The 18,954-nt window shown below is 67.0% G+C and carries 16 protein-coding genes; 7 read left to right on the top strand and 9 right to left on the bottom strand.

What is annotated here, in order from left to right; genetic code table 11:
- Positions 1-143 precede the first annotated feature (143 nt).
- The 5 genes from secF to queA form a co-directional block, all read right to left on the bottom strand.
- Positions 144-1,094 carry a protein translocase subunit SecF gene (gene secF, locus C5O79_RS31300; protein ID WP_039361396.1) on the bottom strand — a complete coding sequence of 317 codons (951 nt, stop codon included), beginning with the start codon at positions 1,092-1,094 and terminating at the stop codon, positions 144-146.
- 16 nt (positions 1,095-1,110) lie between these two features.
- Positions 1,111-3,129, bottom strand: coding sequence for a protein translocase subunit SecD (gene secD / locus C5O79_RS31295; RefSeq protein WP_046544969.1), 2,019 nt, complete (start codon positions 3,127-3,129; stop codon positions 1,111-1,113).
- Positions 3,130-3,235: 106 nt separating this feature from the next.
- Positions 3,236-3,559, bottom strand: coding sequence for a preprotein translocase subunit YajC (gene yajC / locus C5O79_RS31290; RefSeq protein WP_006476868.1), 324 nt, complete (start codon positions 3,557-3,559; stop codon positions 3,236-3,238).
- A gap of 256 nt (positions 3,560-3,815) precedes the next feature.
- Positions 3,816-5,003 (bottom strand): tRNA guanosine(34) transglycosylase Tgt, encoded by a 1,188-nt coding sequence (gene tgt, locus C5O79_RS31285; protein ID WP_039361392.1) that lies wholly within the window; start codon positions 5,001-5,003, stop codon positions 3,816-3,818.
- A 214-nt stretch (positions 5,004-5,217) separates the two neighbouring features.
- Complete coding sequence (gene queA / locus C5O79_RS31280; protein WP_047851597.1) at positions 5,218-6,285, bottom strand: tRNA preQ1(34) S-adenosylmethionine ribosyltransferase-isomerase QueA; 1,068 nt, start codon at positions 6,283-6,285, stop codon at positions 5,218-5,220.
- Between the two features lie 167 nt (positions 6,286-6,452).
- On the opposite strand from queA, the gene recG reads away from it, so the two are divergent.
- From recG to ubiA, 7 genes are all read left to right on the top strand, one after another.
- Complete coding sequence (gene recG, locus C5O79_RS31275) at positions 6,453-8,783, top strand: ATP-dependent DNA helicase RecG (protein WP_122473579.1); 2,331 nt, start codon at positions 6,453-6,455, stop codon at positions 8,781-8,783.
- 125 nt (positions 8,784-8,908) lie between these two features.
- Positions 8,909-9,868, top strand: a complete 960-nt coding sequence (locus C5O79_RS31270; RefSeq protein WP_039361386.1) for a hydrogen peroxide-inducible genes activator — start codon at positions 8,909-8,911, stop codon at positions 9,866-9,868.
- Between the two features lie 393 nt (positions 9,869-10,261).
- Positions 10,262-10,390: a hypothetical protein gene (locus tag C5O79_RS38870; RefSeq protein WP_256976531.1), complete on the top strand. Its 129-nt coding sequence runs from the start codon at positions 10,262-10,264 to the stop codon at positions 10,388-10,390.
- 100 nt (positions 10,391-10,490) lie between these two features.
- The gene (gene katG, locus C5O79_RS31265; RefSeq protein WP_122473580.1) at positions 10,491-12,677 is read left to right on the top strand and encodes a catalase/peroxidase HPI; all 2,187 of its coding nucleotides are present in this window, start codon (positions 10,491-10,493) and stop codon (positions 12,675-12,677) included.
- 110 nt (positions 12,678-12,787) lie between these two features.
- Complete coding sequence (locus C5O79_RS38865; protein WP_257791820.1) at positions 12,788-12,913, top strand: hypothetical protein; 126 nt, start codon at positions 12,788-12,790, stop codon at positions 12,911-12,913.
- Positions 12,914-13,033: 120 nt separating this feature from the next.
- Complete coding sequence (gene dpsA / locus C5O79_RS31260; protein WP_039361381.1) at positions 13,034-13,522, top strand: non-specific DNA-binding protein DpsA; 489 nt, start codon at positions 13,034-13,036, stop codon at positions 13,520-13,522.
- A 275-nt stretch (positions 13,523-13,797) separates the two neighbouring features.
- Entirely contained in the window at positions 13,798-14,661 is an 864-nt protein-coding gene (ubiA, locus tag C5O79_RS31255; RefSeq protein ID WP_122473581.1) for a 4-hydroxybenzoate octaprenyltransferase, read from the top strand.
- 159 nt (positions 14,662-14,820) lie between these two features.
- Here ubiA and proC read toward each other — a convergent pair whose 3' ends face one another.
- The 4 genes from proC to glcE form a co-directional block, all read right to left on the bottom strand.
- Positions 14,821-15,633, bottom strand: coding sequence for a pyrroline-5-carboxylate reductase (proC, locus tag C5O79_RS31250; protein WP_039361374.1), 813 nt, complete (start codon positions 15,631-15,633; stop codon positions 14,821-14,823).
- Between the two features lie 53 nt (positions 15,634-15,686).
- Positions 15,687-16,385, bottom strand: coding sequence for a YggS family pyridoxal phosphate-dependent enzyme (locus C5O79_RS31245; protein WP_122474497.1), 699 nt, complete (start codon positions 16,383-16,385; stop codon positions 15,687-15,689).
- 131 nt (positions 16,386-16,516) lie between these two features.
- Positions 16,517-17,743 carry a glycolate oxidase subunit GlcF gene (gene glcF, locus C5O79_RS31240; protein WP_046544975.1) on the bottom strand — a complete coding sequence of 409 codons (1,227 nt, stop codon included), beginning with the start codon at positions 17,741-17,743 and terminating at the stop codon, positions 16,517-16,519.
- Between the two features lie 7 nt (positions 17,744-17,750).
- Positions 17,751-18,839 (bottom strand): glycolate oxidase subunit GlcE, encoded by a 1,089-nt coding sequence (gene glcE / locus C5O79_RS31235; RefSeq protein ID WP_071333943.1) that lies wholly within the window; start codon positions 18,837-18,839, stop codon positions 17,751-17,753.
- Positions 18,840-18,954 lie beyond the last annotated feature (115 nt).

The following is an 18,954-nucleotide window of genomic DNA, read 5'->3' as shown; positions in this document are numbered from 1 at the left end:
GCGCGGCGGGACGGTCACGATTGTAGCCGACGCGCGTGACGGGGCAGGGCGAGCGGGCGGCGCGATGCACGGCAGTGGCGCGGGCATGAAAAAAGCCGGCCCAACCGGGCCGGCTTTTGGTCTGTGCCGAAGCAGCGTGGCGCTTAAACCTGCGCGCCTGCGTTCGGATCGTCCGGATCGTGCGCGGACTTCTTTTCCTTGATCAGGTCTTCGCGCTTGATGCCGAGCCACATCGCGAGCGAACCCGCGACGAACACCGACGAGTAGATGCCGAACATGATGCCGACCGTCAGCGCGAGTGCGAAGTAGTGCAGCGTCGGGCCGCCGAAGAAGAACATCGACAGCACCATCATTTCGGTCGACGTGTGCGTGATGATCGTACGCGACATCGTGGTCGTGATCGCGTGGTTGATCACTTCCTGCACGCTCATCTTGCGCTCGCGGCGGAACGTTTCGCGGATCCGGTCGAAGATGACGACCGACTCGTTGACCGAGTAGCCGAGCACCGCGAGGATCGCCGCGAGCACCGCCAGCGAGAACTCCCACTGGAAGAACGCGAAGAAGCCGAGAATGATCACGACGTCGTGCAGGTTGGCGATGATGCCGGCCACTGCGTACTTCCACTCGAAGCGGAACGACAGGTAGATCACGATGCCGATCACGACGCACGCGAGCGCGAGCAGGCCGTCGGTCGCGAGCTCCCGGCCGACCTGCGGGCCGACGAACTCGACGCGCTGCAGCGTGACGTCGGGGTTCTGCGCCTTCAGCGCGCCCATCACCTGGTCGCTCTGCTGCGCGGACGTGAGGCCTTCCTTCAGCTGCAGGCGGATCAGCACGTTGCGCGACGTGCCGAAGTTCTGCACCTGCGCGTCGGCATAGCCGAGCTTGCCGAGCGTCGCACGCACGGGCTCGAGCTCCGCCGCCTGCTGGTACTGCACTTCGATCACCGTACCGCCGGTGAATTCGACGGACAGGTGCAGCCCGCGATGGAACAGGAAGAACACGGCGGCGAGGAACGTGACCAGCGAGATCACGTTGAACACCAGCGCGTGCCGCATGAACGGAATGTCTTTACGGATGCGGAAAAATTCCATGGTCTTCTCCGGGGCCTTATTGGGTCGAGCCCGGTTTCTTCGGCGACACGCCTTGCTGCGCGCGGTTGCGCAACTGCGGCTTGCCGGCGCGTGGCGCGTTGCCCTTCGCGGGGGCGGCGAGCTTCGCGGCGCGGGCGGTGTCGGTCGATTCGTCGGCGTCGGTGAACGACGCGGCGGCGGCGCCTTCCGGCTTCCACACCTGGCCGATCGCGAGCGACTTCAGCTTCTTGCGGCCGCCGTACCAGAGGTTGACGATCCCGCGCGAGAAGAACACCGCGGAGAACATCGACGTCAGGATACCGAGGCAGTGCACGATCGCGAACGCGCGAACCGGGCCCGAGCCGAACGCGAGCAGCGCGAGGCCGGCGATCAGCGTCGTGACGTTCGAGTCGAGAATCGTCGCCCACGCATGCGCGTAGCCGGCCTGGATCGCGGTCTGCGGCGGCTGGCCCGCGCGCAGTTCTTCACGCACGCGCTCGTTGATCAGCACGTTCGAGTCGATCGCCATACCGAGCGCGAGCGCGATTGCGGCGATACCCGGCAGCGTCAGCGTCGCCTGCATCAGCGACAGCACGGCGACCAGCAGCAGCAGGTTCACCGACAGGCCGATCACCGATACCACGCCGAACAGCATGTAGTACGCGATCATGAACACGGCGATCGCGCAGAAGCCCCAGATCACCGAGTGGACGCCCATCTTGATGTTGTCCGCGCCGAGGCTCGGGCCGATCGTGCGCTCCTCGATGATGTCCATGGGCGCTGCGAGCGAACCGGCGCGCAGCAGCAGCGCGAGGTCCGCCGCGGCCTGCGGCGTCGGCTGGCCCGTGATCTGGAAGCGGTCGCCGAGTTCCGACTGGATCGTCGCGACCGTCAGCACTTCGCCCTTGCCCTTCTCGAACAGCACCATCGCCATCGGCTTGCCGATGTTCTCGCGCGAGACCGCGCGCACCGAGCGGCCGCCCGCCGAATCGAGGCGGATGTTGACCGACGGACGCTGGTGATCGTCGAAGCCGGCCGATGCATCGATGATGCGGTCGCCCGTGAAGATCACTTCCTTCTTCAGCAGCACCGGCGCCTGGTTGCCCTGCGTGAACAGCTCTTCACCCGGCGGCACCGGGTCGTTCGGGTTCGGGTGCGTGTTGATCGGGTCGGCAAGGCGCGCTTCGAGCGTCGCGGTGCGGCCGATGATGTCCTTCGCCTTCGCGGTGTCCTGCACGCCCGGCAGCTCGACGACGATGCGGTCGCTACCTTGCTGCTGCAGGATCGGCTCGGACACGCCGAGTTCGTTCACGCGGTTGTGGAGCGTCGTCAGGTTCTGCTTGAGCGCGGCGTCCTCGACGGACTTCTGCACGGCCGGCGTGAACGTGCCGACGACCTGAGTGCCGCCGCCGCCGGGCTGCGTCGCCCATTGCAGCTCGGTGATCGACAGTGCGAGCAGCTTGCGGGCGTCTTCCGCCGTCTGCGCATCGCTGAAGTTGACGACCACGGACTGGTCGACGCGGCTCACGCCGCCGTCGCGGATGTTCTTGTCGCGCAGCAGCGTGCGCGCGTCGGACGCGTCGGAATCGAGCTTCTTCGTCAGCGCGCCCGTCATGTCGACCTGGAGCAGGAAGTGGACGCCGCCACGCAGGTCGAGGCCGAGATACATCGGCAGCGCGTGCAGGGAGGTCAGCCAGCGCGGCGACGCGCTCTGCAGGTTCAGGGCGACGACGTACTGCGGATCGTTCGGGTCGGCGTTCAGCGACTTCTGCAGCAGGTCCTTGACGCGCAGCTGCGTATCGGTGTCCTTCAGGCGCACGCGGATGTTCGCGTTGGACGCCGTGTTCTCGAAGGTGACGTCGTCCGGCGTGATCTGCGCGGAGGCGAGCGCGGATTCGACCTGGGTCAGCGTGGTCGAGTCGAGCTTGACCGTGGCCTTGCCGCTCGACACCTGCACCGCCGGCGCTTCGCCGAAGAAGTTGGGCAATGTGTACAGAAGGCCGATGGCGAGCGCCACGACCATCACGACATATTTCCAGAGTGGGTAACGATTCATGAGGGGGCCGAACGGGTGGTTGGCGTGAAAGCGTCGCGTCCGGCGCCGCGTCGGCCCGCTCTCTCAGGCGGGCACGGCGCGGGGAGCCGGACGCTCGGTGAAGGGCTTACAGCGACTTGATCGTGCCCTTCGGCAGAATGGTCGTGACCGCAGCCTTCTGCACGGTGATTTCGGTGCCTTCGGCGATTTCGACGCCGATGTAGCCTTCGGTGACCTTCGTCACCTTGCCCACGAGGCCGCCGCTCGTGACGACTTCGTCGCCCTTGGCCATGGCCGCGAGCATGTTGCGGTGCTCCTTCTGACGCTTCATCTGCGGACGGATCATGATGAAGTAGAGCACGGCAAACATCAGGATGAGCGGCAGGAAGCTCATCAGGCTCGATTCGGCGCCACCGGCACCTTGGGCGAACGCGTTGGAAATGAACGGCACGTTGGTCTCTCCGTAGGGGAAGATCGAAAAATAAGCCGGTTATTCTACCACCGGCCCCATGCGCAAACGGCTCGGCAAATGCGCTTTCGGATCAAGCTGTTAAAGCGCGAACCGGTACCGTTGCGACTTGCATGGAAAGGCAATTGTAATGTTTGTCGGATCCGAGCGGCAGTTGGGACTCAATTGTTTAGGACGAGTCCCAGCAGATTGTCGATCCGTTTAGTGCTTGTCTTATCAAGGGCGGTACGACCGCCGGTCAGTCGACCCCTCTGGCGCGATCCTCCGCGAAGCGCTGGCGGAACGCGTCGAACGTGTGGGTCTCGATCGCTTCGCGAATCTCGCTCATCAGCTGCAGGTAGTAGTGCAGGTTGTGGATCGTGTTGAGCTGTGCGCCGAGGATCTCGCCGACGCGGTGCAGGTGATGCAGGTAGCCACGCGAGAAGTTCTGGCACGTGTAGCACGTGCAGCTCGCGTCGAGCGGCTTCAGCGAATTCTTGTGCGTCGCGTTGCGGATCTTCACGTCGCCGAAGCGCGTGAACAGCCAGCCGTTGCGCGCGTTGCGGGTCGGCATCACGCAGTCGAACATGTCGATGCCGTTCGCGACGCCCTCGACCAGGTCCTCCGGCGTGCCGACGCCCATCAGGTAGTGCGGCTTGTTGGCCGGCAGCTTCGGGCCGACGTGCTGCAGCACCCGCATCATGTCTTCCTTCGGCTCGCCGACCGACAGCCCGCCGATCGCGAGGCCGTGGAAGCCGAGTTCGGCGAGGCCCGCGAGCGATTCGTCGCGCAGGTCCTCGAACATCCCGCCCTGGACGATCCCGAACAGCGCATTCGGGTTGCCGAGCCGGTCGAACTCGTCGAGCGAGCGCTTCGCCCAGCGCAGCGACATGCGCATCGAGTCGGCCGCTTCCTTGTGCGTGGTCGGCACGCCGTTGGTCGCATACGGCGTGCACTCGTCGAACTGCATCACGACGTCGGAGTTCAGCACCTTCTGGATCTGCATCGACACTTCCGGCGACAGGAACAGCTTGTCGCCGTTGATCGGCGACGCGAACGTCACGCCGTCCTCGGTGATCTTGCGCAGGTCGCCCAGCGAGAACACCTGGAAGCCGCCCGAGTCGGTCAGGATCGGCTTGTTCCAGCCCATGAAGCCATGCAGGCCGCCGTGCGCGTCGATCGTGTCGAGGCCCGGGCGCAGCCACAGGTGGAACGTGTTGCCGAGGATGATCTGGGCCTTGATCTCGTGCAGCTCGCGCGGCTGGATCGCCTTCACCGTGCCGTACGTGCCGACCGGCATGAAGATCGGCGTCTCGACCACGCCGTGGTTGAGCTTCACGCGGCCGCGGCGCGCATGGCCGTCGGTCGTCAGCAGTTCGAATTCGAGCCCGTTCGCCGGGCGGTCCTGCACGGGGGCGTGCGTATCGTGGGATGAACCTTCGGTCATCGAGTCATTCTCCTTGCTACCGGGCTGCTCTGCATGGGACCAGAGTAACCGCTAAAGCGCTAACTCTGGATCGCAAGTCCGGCGCATGTTGGAAACGCTGCCGAGAAACCGGCGGCGGGGAAAAGCGGGTGCGCGCAAAAGCGTCGCGCGCACAAAGGGAAAACGGGCGCTGCGCTGCAACGGTGGCTGCGCGGGCCGTCGCGCCCGCCGTGCTTCACGCGCTCGGCGCCTCCGCCACGTCGCGCCGCGTGAGCAGCATCGCGTCGCCGTAGCTGAAGAAGCGGTAGCGCTCGTCGATCGCGTGCCGGTACGCGGCGCGGATCGTCTGGACGCCTGCGAACGCGGACACCAGCATCAGCAGCGTCGACTTCGGCAGATGGAAGTTCGTGACGAGCCGGTCGACCACGCGGAAACGATAGCCGGGCGTGATGAAGATGTCGGTCTCGGCCTGCGTGGCCGCGAGCGGGCGGCCCGCTTCGTCGGCCGAGCGCGCCGCGGCTTCGAGCGCGCGCATCGACGTCGTGCCGACCGCGATCACGTTGCCGCCGCGTGCACGGGTCGCGGCGATCTTGTCGACGAGCGACTGCGGCAGGTCGTACCACTCGCTGTGCATCTTGTGCTCGGCGATGTTGTCGACGCGCACCGGCTGGAAGGTGCCGGCGCCGACGTGCAGCGTGAGCGTCGCGCGCTCGACGCCCATCGCGTCGAGCCGGTCGAGCATCGGCTGGTCGAAGTGGAGCCCGGCCGTCGGCGCGGCGACCGCGCCCGGGTTGCTCGCGTAGACGGTCTGGTAGCGCGTCTCGTCGGTCGCGTCCGGATCGTGCTCGATATAGGGCGGTAGCGGCAGGCGGCCGTACTGCTCGATCAGGTCGAGGCACGGCGCGGGGAAGTTCAGCGTGAAGAACGGGTCGACGCGCTCGCCGACCGTCACGTCGAACGCATCGGCGAGCCGCAGCGTCGTGCCGGCGCCCGGCGACTTGCTCGCGCGGATTTGCGCGAGCGCCGTGTGCGTGCCGGTCACGCGCTCGATCAGCACCTCGATCTTGCCGCCGCTGGCCTTCTGGCCGAAGAAACGCGCCTTCAATACCTTGGTATCGTTGAAGACGAGCAGGTCGCCGGCCGCGATGCACGACGGCAGCTCGGTGAAATGGCGGTCGACGAGGCGCGCGGGCGCGACGGTGCCGTCGACCTCGAGCAGGCGGCTCGCGGTGCGATCGGGCAGCGCGGTTTGTGCAATCAGCTCGGGCGGCAGATTGAAATCGAAATCGGAAAGCGTGAACATGCGGGCTGGTTCGAAGCGGCCGGCGGGCGTCGCCGGCAGGGCGGAAACGCGTAAATGGGGCGCGCGAGCCGCTATGATGACGGGATGCGCGGCCTGGCCGGCGTCGTTCGTTCGGACGACGTGAAAGCCGCTATTGTACTTGCCTTGAGAAGCACCCAGACGATCCGATGCCTGTGTCACCACGCCGTTCCCCCGCTGCCGTTGCCGATTCCGCCGATCCGTTCGACGCGGAGGATGTCGCGCCGCCCGCGCAAGGCGCGGGGGAGCGTGATTCCGCGGCGCGCGCCGCGCCGCGCCGCGCCGGCCCGAAGCGCGGCGCCGACGGCAGGCTCGCGCAGCCGGCTGCCTCCGCGCCCGATGCCGATGGCGCGGCTGAAATCGACGCGGCAGGCGCGGCCGGCGCGAAGCGCAAGAAGAAGCCCGCCGCCGACAAACCCGTGAAGACCGTCGACAAGCTCGCGAAGCTCGGCCTCACGCGCTCGATCGATCTCGTGCTGCATCTGCCGATGCGCTACGAGGACGAAACCACGCTCACGCCGATCGGCGAGCTGCTGCCGGGCGGCATCGCGCAGACCGAAGGCGTCGTGTTCGACAACGAGGTCGCGTACCGGCCGCGCCGCCAACTGGTCGTGAAGATCCAGGACGACGACGGCGAGCACCTCGTGCTGCGCTTCCTGAATTTCTACGGCTCGCAGGTCAAGCAGATGGCCGTCGGCCAGCGGCTGCGCGTGCGCGGTGACGTGCGCGGCGGCTTCTTCGGGATGGAGATGGTGCATCCGGCGGTGCGTGTCGTCGAAGCGGATGCGCCGCTGCCGCAGGTGCTCACGCCCGTCTATCCGAGCACGGCCGGCGTGTCGCAGGCCTATCTGCGCAAGGCGATCGAGAACGCGGTCGAGCGCACGCCGCTGCCCGAGCTGCTGCCGCCCGAGATCCAGCGCGACTATCTGAAGCCGCTCGACGTGCCGACGCTCGAGCAGGCGGTGCGCATCCTGCACCACCCGCGCGTCGATTCGGACGAAGCCGCGCTGATGGACGGCTCGCATCCGGCGTGGACGCGCATCAAGTTCGAAGAGCTGCTCGCGCAGCAGTTGTCGCTCAAGCGCGCGCACGAGGAGCGCCGCACGCGTGCGGCGCCCGCGATGCCGCGCCGCGCCGCGAGCGATGCCGATGCATTGACGACCCGGCTCTACGCTGCGCTGCCGTTCACGCTGACGGGCGCGCAGGCGCGCGTCGTCGACGAAATCGCGAACGATCTTACCCTCGCGCACCCGATGCAGCGCCTGCTGCAGGGCGACGTCGGCAGCGGCAAGACGGTCGTCGCGGCGCTGGCCGCCACGCAGGCGATCGATGCCGGCTACCAGGCCGCGCTGATGGCGCCCACCGAAATCCTCGCGGAACAGCACGCGCGCAAATTGCGCGCGTGGCTGGAGCCGCTCGGCGTCACGGTCGCGTGGCTCGCGGGCAGCCTGAAGGCGAAGGAGAAGCGTGCGGCGATCGAGGCGGCCGCGCTCGGCACCGCGCAGCTCGTGATCGGCACGCACGCGATCATCCAGGACACGGTCGAATTCGCGCGGCTCGGCCTCGTGATCGTCGACGAACAGCACCGTTTCGGCGTCGAGCAGCGGCTCGCGCTGCGTGCGAAGGCCGCGAATGCGGCCAACGGCGCGCGCGACTTCCAGCCCCACCAGCTGATGATGTCGGCCACGCCGATTCCGCGCACGCTCGCGATGACGTATTACGCGGATCTCGAAGTCTCGACGATCGACGAACTGCCGCCGGGCCGCACGCCCGTGCTGACGCGCCTCGTCGGCGATGCGCGGCGCGAGGAGGTGATCGCCCGCGTGCGCGAGGCCGCGCTGACCGGACGCCAGGTGTACTGGGTGTGCCCGCTGATCGAGGAGAGCGAGACGCTGCAGCTGCAGACGGCCGTCGAGACATACGAGACACTGGCCGCCGCGCTCCCGGAGCTGAAGGTCGGGCTCGTGCACGGCCGGCTGTCGCCGGCCGACAAGGCGGCCGTGATGGAAGCGTTCACGCGCAACGACGTGCAGCTGCTCGTCGCGACGACCGTGATCGAGGTCGGCGTCGACGTGCCGAACGCGTCGCTGATGGTGATCGAGCACGCGGAGCGCTTCGGCCTCGCGCAGCTGCACCAGTTGCGCGGCCGGGTCGGGCGCGGCACCGCGGCGTCGGTGTGCGTGCTGCTGTACACGGGGCCGCTGTCGCCCACGGGCCGCGAGCGGCTGAAGACGATGCGCGAGACGACCGACGGCTTCGAGATCGCAAGGCGCGACCTCGAGATCCGCGGCCCCGGCGAATTCCTCGGCGCACGCCAGTCGGGCGCGGCGATGCTGCGCTTCGCGAACCTCGAGACCGACGGCTGGCTGATCGAACCGGCCCGCGAAGCCGCGGCGCGGCTGATTGCCGCGTATCCCGAGATCGTCACGCAGCATCTCGCGCGCTGGCTCGGCGCGCGGGAGCAGTATCTGAAGGCCTGATCCGCGGGTCGGGGCCGGATTTAAAACCGCCGTTTGAAGCATTCCGATGCAGAGAAACTTGGCGAACCGGTGTCACAGGGTGTATAAATTAAACCTATCGCCTGTATATCTCTGATTGACCCACAATGACGCTGACTGAATTGAAATACATCGTCGCGGTCGCGCGCGAACGGCATTTCGGCCGCGCGGCCGAAGCATGCTTCGTGAGCCAGCCGACGCTGTCGGTGGCGATCAAGAAGCTCGAAGACGAGCTCAACGTGCAGATTTTCGAACGCGGCGCGAGCGAAGTGAGCGTGACGCCGATCGGTGACCAGATCGTCACGCAGGCGCAGCGCGTGCTCGAGCAGACCTTCGCGATCAAGGAGATCGCCAAGCAGGGCAAGGATCCGCTGGTCGGCCCGTTTCGCCTCGGCGTGATCTACACGATCGGGCCCTATCTGCTGCCGACGCTCGTCAAGCAGATGATCCAGCGTGTCCCGCAGATGCCGCTGATGCTGCAGGAAAATTACACGCTGAAGCTGCTCGAACTGCTGAAGCAGGGCGAAATCGACGCCGCGATCATGGCGCTGCCGTTTCCGGAAACGGGCCTGATGGTTCGCCCGCTGTACGATGAACCGTTCGTCGTCGCGCTGCCGGCTGGTCATCCGTGGGAAAAGCGCCACGAAATCGACGCCGAGGATCTCAAGCAGGAAACCATGCTGCTGCTCGGCAACGGCCACTGCTTCCGCGATCACGTGCTCGGCGTGTGCCCGGAGCTGATGCGTTTCTCGCAGACGGCCGACGGCATCCAGAAGACTTTCGAGGGCTCGTCGCTCGAGACGATCCGCCACATGGTCGCAAGCGGCGTCGGCATCACCGTGCTGCCGCGGATGTCGGTCGCCGAGGTCGGCCCGCGCGCGAACGGCCCCGATGCCGAACTGCTGTCGTACGTGCCGTTCAACGAGCCGGTGCCCGACCGCCGCGTGGTCCTCGTGTGGCGCAAGAGCTTCACGCGGATGCCCGCGATCGACGCGATCAGCGACGCGATTTCCGCGTGCGAGCTGCCGGGTGTCGCGAAGCTCGACATGCCGGCGACGATGAACTGAGCACGCTGCGGCATGCGCGTGTGGCAGCACGATGAACGGGGTCTTGCGACCCCGTTTATTTTTCTCTATCGAATAGATAACATTTATCAAATTTAATAAATCGATAGATTTAGATAGAATCCTCAACATGGATCAACGTGATGTCGGCGACTGATCAGCACGTTGAATGCAAGCGTCAAAGGAGGATGTCATGATGCGGTCGGTATTGCAGCACGCGCAGCGGAACATCCCGTCGCGCGACGCGGTCGTACATCGCGCCAGGGCGGCGGTTCGCAGCCTGCGTCCGATTGCGTTCGCGTACCTGGCGGACCGGGTGTATGGCGGTTGAGCGCCGCCGCACACCGGTCCTGTGTTCCCCCGACTAACTGCCGCCGAGCCATGAGGGAGCATTGCATGTCCGATACCCGAAAAGCCGCCCGCCTCGCCGGCACGACGACTGCCGGCAGCCGCTTTCCCGAGCGCCCTGCCTGCGGCGCGTCGCAGCGGGAAAGCGGGTCGCAGGCCGCGCACGACGTCCCGTAGTACGACAGGAGGAACCGCCTGTTCCGTTTCATCCCCCCGCAATGCTCCACGAACCGCGCCTGGCACGTGGGGGCTTACGAGCAAGACAAGGAGAAAATGCATGTCGAACGAAACGAAGTGCCCGTTCAACCACACCGCTGGTGGCGGCACGACGAACAAGGACTGGTGGCCGAATCAGCTGAACCTGAACATCCTGCATCGGCATTCGGCGCTGTCCGATCCGATGGACCCGGATTTCGACTACGCCGAAGCGTTCAAGAAGCTGGACCTCGAGGCGGTGAAGAATGACCTGCACGCGCTGATGACGGCGTCGCGGGACTGGTGGCCGGCCGACTTCGGCCACTACGGCGGCCTGTTCGTCCGCATGGCCTGGCACAGCGCCGGCACGTACCGCACGGCCGACGGCCGCGGCGGCGCGGGCGGCGGGCAGCAGCGCTTCGCGCCGCTCAACAGCTGGCCTGACAACGTCAGTCTCGACAAGGCGCGCCGCCTGCTGTGGCCGATCAAGCAGAAGTACGGCCGCAACATCTCGTGGGCCGACCTGCTGATCCTGACCGGCAACGTCGCGCTCGAATCGATGGGCTTCAAGACCTTCGGTTACGCCGGCGGCCGCGTCGATACGTGGGAACCGGACGACGTGTACTGGGGTTCGGAAAAGATCTGGCTGGAACTGAGCGGCGGCCCGAACAGCCGCTACTCGGGCAAGCGCGAGCTCGAAAGCCCGCTCGCCGCGGTGCAGATGGGCCTCATCTACGTGAACCCGGAAGGCCCGGACGGCAACCCCGACCCGGTTGCCGCTGCGCATGACATCCGCGAGACGTTCGCGCGCATGGCGATGAACGACGAAGAGACGGTCGCGCTGATCGCGGGCGGCCACACGTTCGGCAAGACGCACGGCGCGGGTCCGGCCTCGAACGTCGGCCCCGAGCCGGAAGCCGCGGGCCTCGAGCAGCAGGGTCTCGGCTGGAAGAGCACGTTCGGCACGGGCAAGGGCAAGGATGCCATCACGAGCGGCCTCGAAGTCACGTGGACCTCGACGCCGACGCAGTGGAGCAACGACTTTTTCAAGCACCTGTTCAGCTACGAGTGGGAGCTCACGAAGAGCCCGGCCGGCGCGCACCAGTGGGTCGCGAAGGACGCAGGCGAAGTGATTCCGGATGCATTCGACGCGTCGAAGAAGCATCGTCCGACGATGCTGACGACCGACCTGTCGCTGCGTTTCGACCCGGCCTACGAGAAGATTTCGCGCCGTTTCTACGAGAACCCGGCCGAGTTCGCCGACGCGTTCGCACGCGCGTGGTTCAAGCTCACGCACCGCGACATGGGCCCGCGTTCCCGCTATCTCGGCCCGGACGTGCCGGCGGAACACCTGCTGTGGCAGGACCCGATCCCGGCCGTCGATCATCCGCTGATCGACGACGCCGACGTCGCGGCGCTGAAGGCGAAGGTGCTTGCATCCGGCCTGTCGGTGTCGCAGCTCGTGTCGACCGCATGGGCGTCGGCTGCGACGTTCCGCGGGTCGGACAAGCGCGGCGGTGCGAACGGTGCGCGTATCCGCCTGGCGCCGCAGAAGGACTGGGAAGTGAACCGTCCGGCTGAACTCGCGAAGGTGCTCGAGACGCTCGAGGGCGTGCAGAAGGCGTTCAACGATGCGCAGACGGGCGGCAAGAAGGTGTCGCTCGCCGACCTGATCGTGCTGGCCGGCGCGGCCGGTGTCGAGCAGGCCGCGAAGAATGCGGGTATCGCAGTGACGGTGCCGTTCGCACCGGGCCGTGCGGATGCGTCGCAGGAAGAGACCGATATCGAAGCGATGGCCGTGCTCGAGCCGGTGGCGGACGGTTTCCGCAACTACCTGAAGCACGCATACAAGACACCGGCCGAGGCGCTGCTGGTCGACAAGGCGCAACTGCTGACGCTGACCGCGCCCGAGATGACGGTGCTCGTCGGTGGTCTGCGCGTGTTGGGTGCGAACGCCGGCGATGCGAAGCAGGGCGTGTTCACCGACCGTCCGGAAGCGCTGACGAACGACTTCTTCGTGAACCTGCTCGACATGGGCACGGAATGGAAGCCGGTGTCGGCCGCGAACGACGTGTTCGAAGGGCGCGACCGCGCGACGGGTGCAGTCAAGTGGACGGGCACGCGTGTCGACCTGATCTTCGGCTCGCACTCGCAACTGCGCGCGCTGGCCGAGGTGTACGGCAGCGCGGATGCGAAGGAGAAGTTCGCGCAAGACTTCGTCGCGGCATGGAACAAGGTGATGAACCTGGACCGCTTCGACCTTGCGTAAGCGTCGCCGCGCAGTAGTGCGGTGAGGCAGTAACGAGAAACGGCCGGTCGTCCGACCGGCCGTTTCTCCCGACCCCGAGTTTTGTTGAAGGAGTGACGATCATGACGCAAATGATGCACAACATGCGCGCTGCACTGGCGACGCCGGCCGAGGTCGCGCGATACGTTGTCGGATCCGCCATCGTTATCGGCGGTGCGGCCGAACTGGTGTCGCAGGCGCTGCACGCGATCGCCTGAACGCGGCGTTTCACGCGCCACGCGCCGTGGCGAGCCCCGTATGCGGCCAGTGCGGTATCTACAGGCAGGTAACCCGATTCGCTTTCATTGCTCTGCTTTCTTGAATAAGGAGTCCGGAACATGGCCAGGAAAATTCAAGCTGCCCAGATCAACATCGGCATCAGCGACAAGGACCGCAAGAAGATCGCGGAGGGCCTGTCGCACCTGCTTGCCGATACGTTCACGCTGTACCTGAAGACCCACAATTTCCACTGGAACGTCACGGGCCCGATGTTCAACACGCTGCACCTGATGTTCGAGGAGCAGTACAACGAACTATGGCTCGCGGTCGATTCGGTTGCCGAACGCATTCGGACGCTCGGCGTCGTCGCGCCGGGCACCTTCGGCGATTTCGCGAAACTGTCGTCGGTGCCGGAAGCGAAGGGCGTGCCGGCCGCGGAAGACATGATCCGCCAGCTCGTCGAAGGGCACGAGGCCGTCGTGCGTACCGCGCGTGCGATCTTTCCGCTTGCCGATGCGGCGAGCGACGAGCCGACCGCCGACCTGCTGACGCAGCGCCTGCAGATTCATGAAAAAACTGCGTGGATGCTGCGGTCGTTGCTCGCGTAAGCGTGCAGCGCGCGGCATGCCGGCTGAGATCTGCGCATACTGGCTCCGGCCCTGATTGGTCCACCCCCGTCGGGCCGAATCACGGCCGGTGCCTTGCGCGGATCCACGCGTGCGCCGGCTCTGTCCCTTGATTGATGCGCGCTGCGGCTCGGCCGCGTGCGGCGGGCGCTGGCAGCGCGATGGCGTCCGGGCGCTACCGCCTGCGAGCCGCGCCGACATGACGCGAAGCACCGCTCGGCTCTAAAATGCCGGGGTTATCTTCCCGGTGCTTCGCCATGCTTGCCCGCTTTCCCCTGTATCTGCGGCTCGTCCGGATGGACAAGCCGATCGGCAGCCTGCTGCTGCTGTGGCCGACGCTCAACGCGCTGTGGATCGCGTCCGACGGCCATCCGCGCTGGCCGCTGCTCGTGATCTTCTCGCTCGGCACGCTGCTGATGCGCTCGGCCGGCTGCGCGATGAACGACTACGCCGACCGCGACTTCGACCGCCATGTGAAACGCACGGCCGACCGGCCGCTGACGTCGGGCAAGATCCGCGCGTGGGAAGCCATCGCGATCGCGGTCGGGCTCGCATTCGTCTCGTTCCTGCTGATCCTGCCGCTCAACACGCTGACGAAGCAGCTGTCCGTCGTCGCGCTGTTCGTTGCGGGCTCGTATCCGTTCATGAAGCGCTTCTTCGCGATTCCGCAGGCCTATCTGGGCATCGCGTTCGGCTTCGGCATCCCGATGGCGTTCGCGGCCGTGCAGGACACGGTGCCGACGATCGCGTGGGTGATGCTGGTCGCGAACATTTTCTGGTCGGTCGCGTACGACACCGAATACGCGATGGTCGATCGCGACGACGACATCAAGATCGGCATCCGCACGTCCGCGCTGACGTTCGGCCGCTTCGACGTCGCGGCCGTGATGCTGTGCTACGCGGTGACGCTCGGCATCTACGTGTGGATCGGCGTGACGCTCGGCTTCGGCCTCGCGTACTGGGCCGGCTGGGCCGCGGCGGTCGGCTGCGCGCTGTATCACTACACGCTGATCAAGGACCGCGAGCGGATGCCGTGCTTCGCGGCGTTCCGGCACAACAACTGGCTCGGCGGCGTGCTGTTCGCCGGGATCGCGGTGCATTACCTGCTGGCAGGGAGCTGAGTTTCCCGATCTCGCCGCAGGCGATATGCGGTGCGGAACGCGGCATCAACAAAAAAGCGGCCTGGGCCGCTTTTTTGTTGTGCGTGCACATCAGCATGACGGGGCAGGGCGCTTCACCCGTGTAGCGAGCGCCGTGCCGGCCAGACATCGCCGGCGCGCTTACGCGCGGCCGAGCTCGTCGCCCATCTCCTTCGCACGCGCTTCGGCCGCGAGCGCACCGCGCACGATCGCATCCTTCACGCCTTGCGCGTCGAACGACGCGAGCGCGGCGGCCGTCGTGCCGCCCTTCGACGTCACGCGCTCGCGCAGCACGCTCGCGGGCTCGCCCGATTGCGCGGCGAGTTGCGCCGCGCCCGTGAACGTCGCGACCGCGAGTGCGCGGCCCTGTTCGTCGTTCATGCCGAGCTGGCGCGCGGCTTCCTGCAGCGCTTCGATGAAATAGAACACGTACGCGGGCCCGCTGCCCGAAATGGCCGTGACGGCGTCGAGCTTCGATTCGTCGTCGAACCACACGATCTCGCCGACCGCGCCGAGCACGTTCGATGCGAGTTCGCGGCCCGCCGCGTCGACGCCCGGCAGTGCGGCGAGGCCCGTCACGCCCATGCCGACGAGCGCGGGCGTGTTCGGCATCGTGCGCACGACGCGCGCGTAGTCGCCGAGCCAGCGTGCGAGATCGCTGCCGCGGATGCCGGCCGCGATGCTGATCACGAGCTGCGACTTCAGGTGCGGCGCGAGCGCCTGCGCGACGTCCTTCAGCACTTGCGGCTTCACCGCGAGCACGACCGCGTCGTAGTCGGCGAGCGTCGCGTCGATGGCTGCGCCGGTGCGCACGCCGAACTGCTGCGCGGCGCGCGCGCGTACTTCTTCGTTGACGTCGATGGCATACAGGCCGTCAGCGGCGACGCCGCGCTTGATCAGGCCGCCGATCAGGGCCGCGGCCATGTTGCCGCCGCCGATGAATGCGATTTTCATGATGTCGGGAATGAGCGAGTGAGTGAACGGAAAGGCGGAAAAGGGCGCGGCGTTCAGTGCGAGTAATCGCGCGCGCCGAAGATCGCGGTGCCGACGCGCACGATCGTCGCGCCTTCGAGCACGGCCGCGTCGAGATCGGCGGACATGCCCATCGACAATGTGTCGAGCGGCAGGCCGTCGGCGCGCAACGTGTCGAACAGTGCGCGCAGCGCACGATGCGGCGCGCGTTGCGCGTCGGTGTCGCCGGCCGGTTCGGGAATCGCCATCAGGCCGCGCAGCCGCAGCGACGGCAGCGCGGCGACCGCGCGTGCAACCTCGGCCACGTCGGTCGGCGCGACACCGCTCTTCGACGCCTCGCCGCTGATGTTCACCTGCACGCATACGTTGAGCGGCGGCAGGTGCGCGGGGCGCTGTTCCGACAGGCGCTGCGCGATCTTCAGCCGGTCGACCGAATGAACCCAGTCGAAGCGCTCGGCAACCGGGCGCGTCTTGTTCGATTGCAGCGGCCCGATGAAATGCCATTCGAGGTCCGCACGCAGGTCGGCGAGCGCGTCGATCTTGTCGATCGATTCCTGCACGTAGTTTTCGCCGAAGGCACGCTGCCCGGCCGCATGCGCGGCGCGCACGTCGTCGGCGGGAAACGTTTTGGACACGGCGAGCAGCGATACGGTGGCGGGATCGCGGCCGGCCGCGCGGGCGGCGTCGGCGATGCGGCGATGAACGGATTCGAGGCGGGCGGCGAGATCGGACATGACGGGCACGAAAGCAGGCACGGAAGCGGGCATGGTGCGGATGCGCCGCGGCACGCGACGCATCGATCCGCCCATTATACGGACGCCGCGCGCGAGGCCCAGCGCCCGTCCGTCATTCGCATGAGCATGCTCTAACCGTACAGCAGATGCTCGACGAGCTGAATCCAGTGGGCGACCGGAATCTGCGTGCCGCTCTGCAGGTGCGCGATGCAGCCGATGTTGCCGGAGACGATCATCTGCGGTTCGAGCGCCTGCAGCTTCAGCAGCTTCTGCTTGCGCAGCCGGTATGACAGCGACGGCTGCGTCAGCGAATAGGTGCCGGCCGACCCGCAGCACAGATGACTGTCGGCCGGCAGCCGCACGTCGATGCCGAGCGTCTCGAGCAGGCGTTCGACCTTGCCGCGCGACTGCTGGCCGTGCTGCAGCGTGCACGGCGGGTGGTACGCGACCGTATGGATCGCGCGGCGCCGCGCGAGCGTCGCGAGCTCGGCCTCGAACGCGAGCAGCACGTCGGAGATGTCGCGCGTGAGCGACACGATGCGCTGCGCCTTCTCCGCGTAGGCCGGGTCGTCGCGCAGCAGGTGTGCGTATTCGAGCACCGTCGCTCCGCAACCCGACGCATTCATCACGATCGTCTCGACGCCCTGTTCGACGTGGGGCCACCACGCGTCGATGTTGCGGCGCGCGTCGTCGAGCGCTTCGTCGTGATAGTTCAGGTGCAGGCGGATCGCGCCGCAGCAGCCTGCATCGGGCGCGACGACCGTCTCGATGCCGAGCGCGTCCAGCACGCGCGCGGTCGCGATGTTGATGTTCGGCAGCATCGACGGCTGTACGCAGCCGCCGAGCATCAGCATCTTGCGCGTATGCGTGCGGTGCGGCCATTCGAGCAGCCGTGTGCGCGGCGGCACCTTGTCGCGCAGCCGCTTCGGCAGCAGCGGACGCACGTGCTGGCCAAGCCGCATCACCGGCGAGAACAGCGCGGCGTTCGGCACGAGGCTCGCGAGCAGGCGACGCACGAGACGCTGCTGCACCGGGCGCTGCACCTGCGCCTCGACGTGCTTGCGGCCGATCTCGACGAGCCGGCCGTACTGGACGCCGGACGGGCAGGTCGTCTCGCAACTGCGGCACGTGAGGCAGCGGTCGAGGTGCTGCTGCGTGCTGCGCGTGACAGGCGCGCCTTCGACCATCTGCTTGATCAGGTAGATCCGGCCGCGCGGGCCGTCGAGTTCGTCGCCGAGCAACTGGTAGGTCGGGCAGGTCGCGGTACAGAACCCGCAATGCACGCACTTGCGCAATATCGCGTCGGCTTCGTCGCCGTCGGGCGTATTGCGGATGAAATCGGCGAGGTTCGTTTGCATCGATCCCTCAGAGATCAGGGTAGAGCCGGCCGCGGTTGAAGATGCGCGCGGGATCGAACGCGGCCTTCAGCCCGCGGTGGATTTTCATCATCGGGGCGGGAAGCGGCGTGAATACGCCCGCGCTGCGGTCGTACGCGTCGCCCGCGCGGAAAAGCGTCGCGTGGCCGCCGGCCTGCTTCGCGCTCATCCGCACGGTCTGAGCATCGGCATCGGTGATCCACCAGCGCTGCGCGCCCCCCCATTCCATCAGTTGGGTGCCGGGCAGGTGCATCGGTTCGGTGATCGACGGCAGCGCGAGACGCCACAGTGCGTAGCCTGGCGGGATGCCGTTGAAGAACGGGTCGGTGTGCTCGCGCAGGCCGGCCCAGAAGCGCTCGGCTTCGACCGCGTCGACGACTTCGCCGCCGAGCAGCGTCTTCGCGGATTTCACGGCCGCTTCGGCGCCCGACAGGCGCAGCACGAGCGTGCCGTTGCGCCAGCCGCTCGCGCTGACGGGCAACGGATGGCCGCCCCATTCGTTGAGCTTGCGCACCGCGTCGGTCGCGGTCATCTCGAACTTCAGCGTGACTTCGGCGACGGGCATCGGCAGCACCTTGATCGACAGGTCGAGCATCAGCCCGAGCGTGCCGAGCGCGCCGGCCATCAGCCGCGACACGTCGTATCCCGCGACGTTCTTCACGACCTGGCCGCCGAAGCGCAGCATTTCGCCGCGACCGTTCATCAGCGTGACGCCGAGCACGAAATCGCGCGGTGCGCCGCAGGTGGCGCGCCGCGGGCCAGCGAGACCGGCCGCGATGCAGCCGCCGACGGTGGCCGCACGGCCGAAATGCGGCGGCTCGAACGGCAGCATCTGGCCGCACTCGGCGAGGACGGTTTCAAGCTGCGCGAGCGGTGTGCCCGCGCGGACCGTGACGACGAGTTCGGCCGGATCGTACGACACGACGCCCTGAAACGCGCGCGTGTCGAGTATTTCGCCCTCGAGCGCCTGGCCGTACCAGTCCTTGGTGCCGCCGCCGCGAATCCGCAGCGGCCGGCCGTCGGCACTGGCGGCGCGGATGCGCTCGGCCCAACCGGCGACGATGTCGTCCTCTTCCATGTTCTCTTGCTGCCTCGACTTGTTGTTCGGTCGATTGTACCGGGGTGGCGCGAATCCACATCGCGACTATCCCTAAGCCCCGTATTTGCAGGCCGCATGCTTGCGCCGTCGCGCG

This window comes from Burkholderia sp. SRS-25 (assembly GCF_004343765.1).
Lineage (GTDB): Bacteria > Pseudomonadota > Gammaproteobacteria > Burkholderiales > Burkholderiaceae > Burkholderia > Burkholderia contaminans.
The sequence above is the reverse complement of the archived record's forward strand: the minus strand, read 5'-3'. Positions and strand labels throughout refer to the sequence as shown.

Bases quoted from the DNA above. Each gene is read 5' to 3' on its own strand.
- secF (WP_039361396.1), bottom strand. From the start codon at position 1,094: ATGGAATTTTTCCGCATCCGTAAAGACATTCCGTTCATGCGGCACGCG.
- secD (WP_046544969.1), bottom strand. From the start codon at position 3,129: ATGAATCGTTACCCACTCTGGAAATATGTCGTGATGGTCGTGGCGCTC.
- tgt (WP_039361392.1), bottom strand. From the start codon at position 5,003: ATGACCGAAGGTTCATCCCACGATACGCACGCCCCCGTGCAGGACCGC.
- queA (WP_047851597.1), bottom strand. From the start codon at position 6,285: ATGTTCACGCTTTCCGATTTCGATTTCAATCTGCCGCCCGAGCTGATT.
- recG (WP_122473579.1), top strand. From the start codon at position 6,453: ATGCCTGTGTCACCACGCCGTTCCCCCGCTGCCGTTGCCGATTCCGCC.
- C5O79_RS31270 (WP_039361386.1), top strand. From the start codon at position 8,909: ATGACGCTGACTGAATTGAAATACATCGTCGCGGTCGCGCGCGAACGG.
- C5O79_RS38870 (WP_256976531.1), top strand. From the start codon at position 10,262: ATGTCCGATACCCGAAAAGCCGCCCGCCTCGCCGGCACGACGACTGCC.
- katG (WP_122473580.1), top strand. From the start codon at position 10,491: ATGTCGAACGAAACGAAGTGCCCGTTCAACCACACCGCTGGTGGCGGC.
- C5O79_RS38865 (WP_257791820.1), top strand. From the start codon at position 12,788: ATGATGCACAACATGCGCGCTGCACTGGCGACGCCGGCCGAGGTCGCG.
- dpsA (WP_039361381.1), top strand. From the start codon at position 13,034: ATGGCCAGGAAAATTCAAGCTGCCCAGATCAACATCGGCATCAGCGAC.
- ubiA (WP_122473581.1), top strand. From the start codon at position 13,798: ATGCTTGCCCGCTTTCCCCTGTATCTGCGGCTCGTCCGGATGGACAAG.
- proC (WP_039361374.1), bottom strand. From the start codon at position 15,633: ATGAAAATCGCATTCATCGGCGGCGGCAACATGGCCGCGGCCCTGATC.
- C5O79_RS31245 (WP_122474497.1), bottom strand. From the start codon at position 16,385: ATGTCCGATCTCGCCGCCCGCCTCGAATCCGTTCATCGCCGCATCGCC.
- glcF (WP_046544975.1), bottom strand. From the start codon at position 17,743: ATGCAAACGAACCTCGCCGATTTCATCCGCAATACGCCCGACGGCGAC.
- glcE (WP_071333943.1), bottom strand. From the start codon at position 18,839: ATGGAAGAGGACGACATCGTCGCCGGTTGGGCCGAGCGCATCCGCGCC.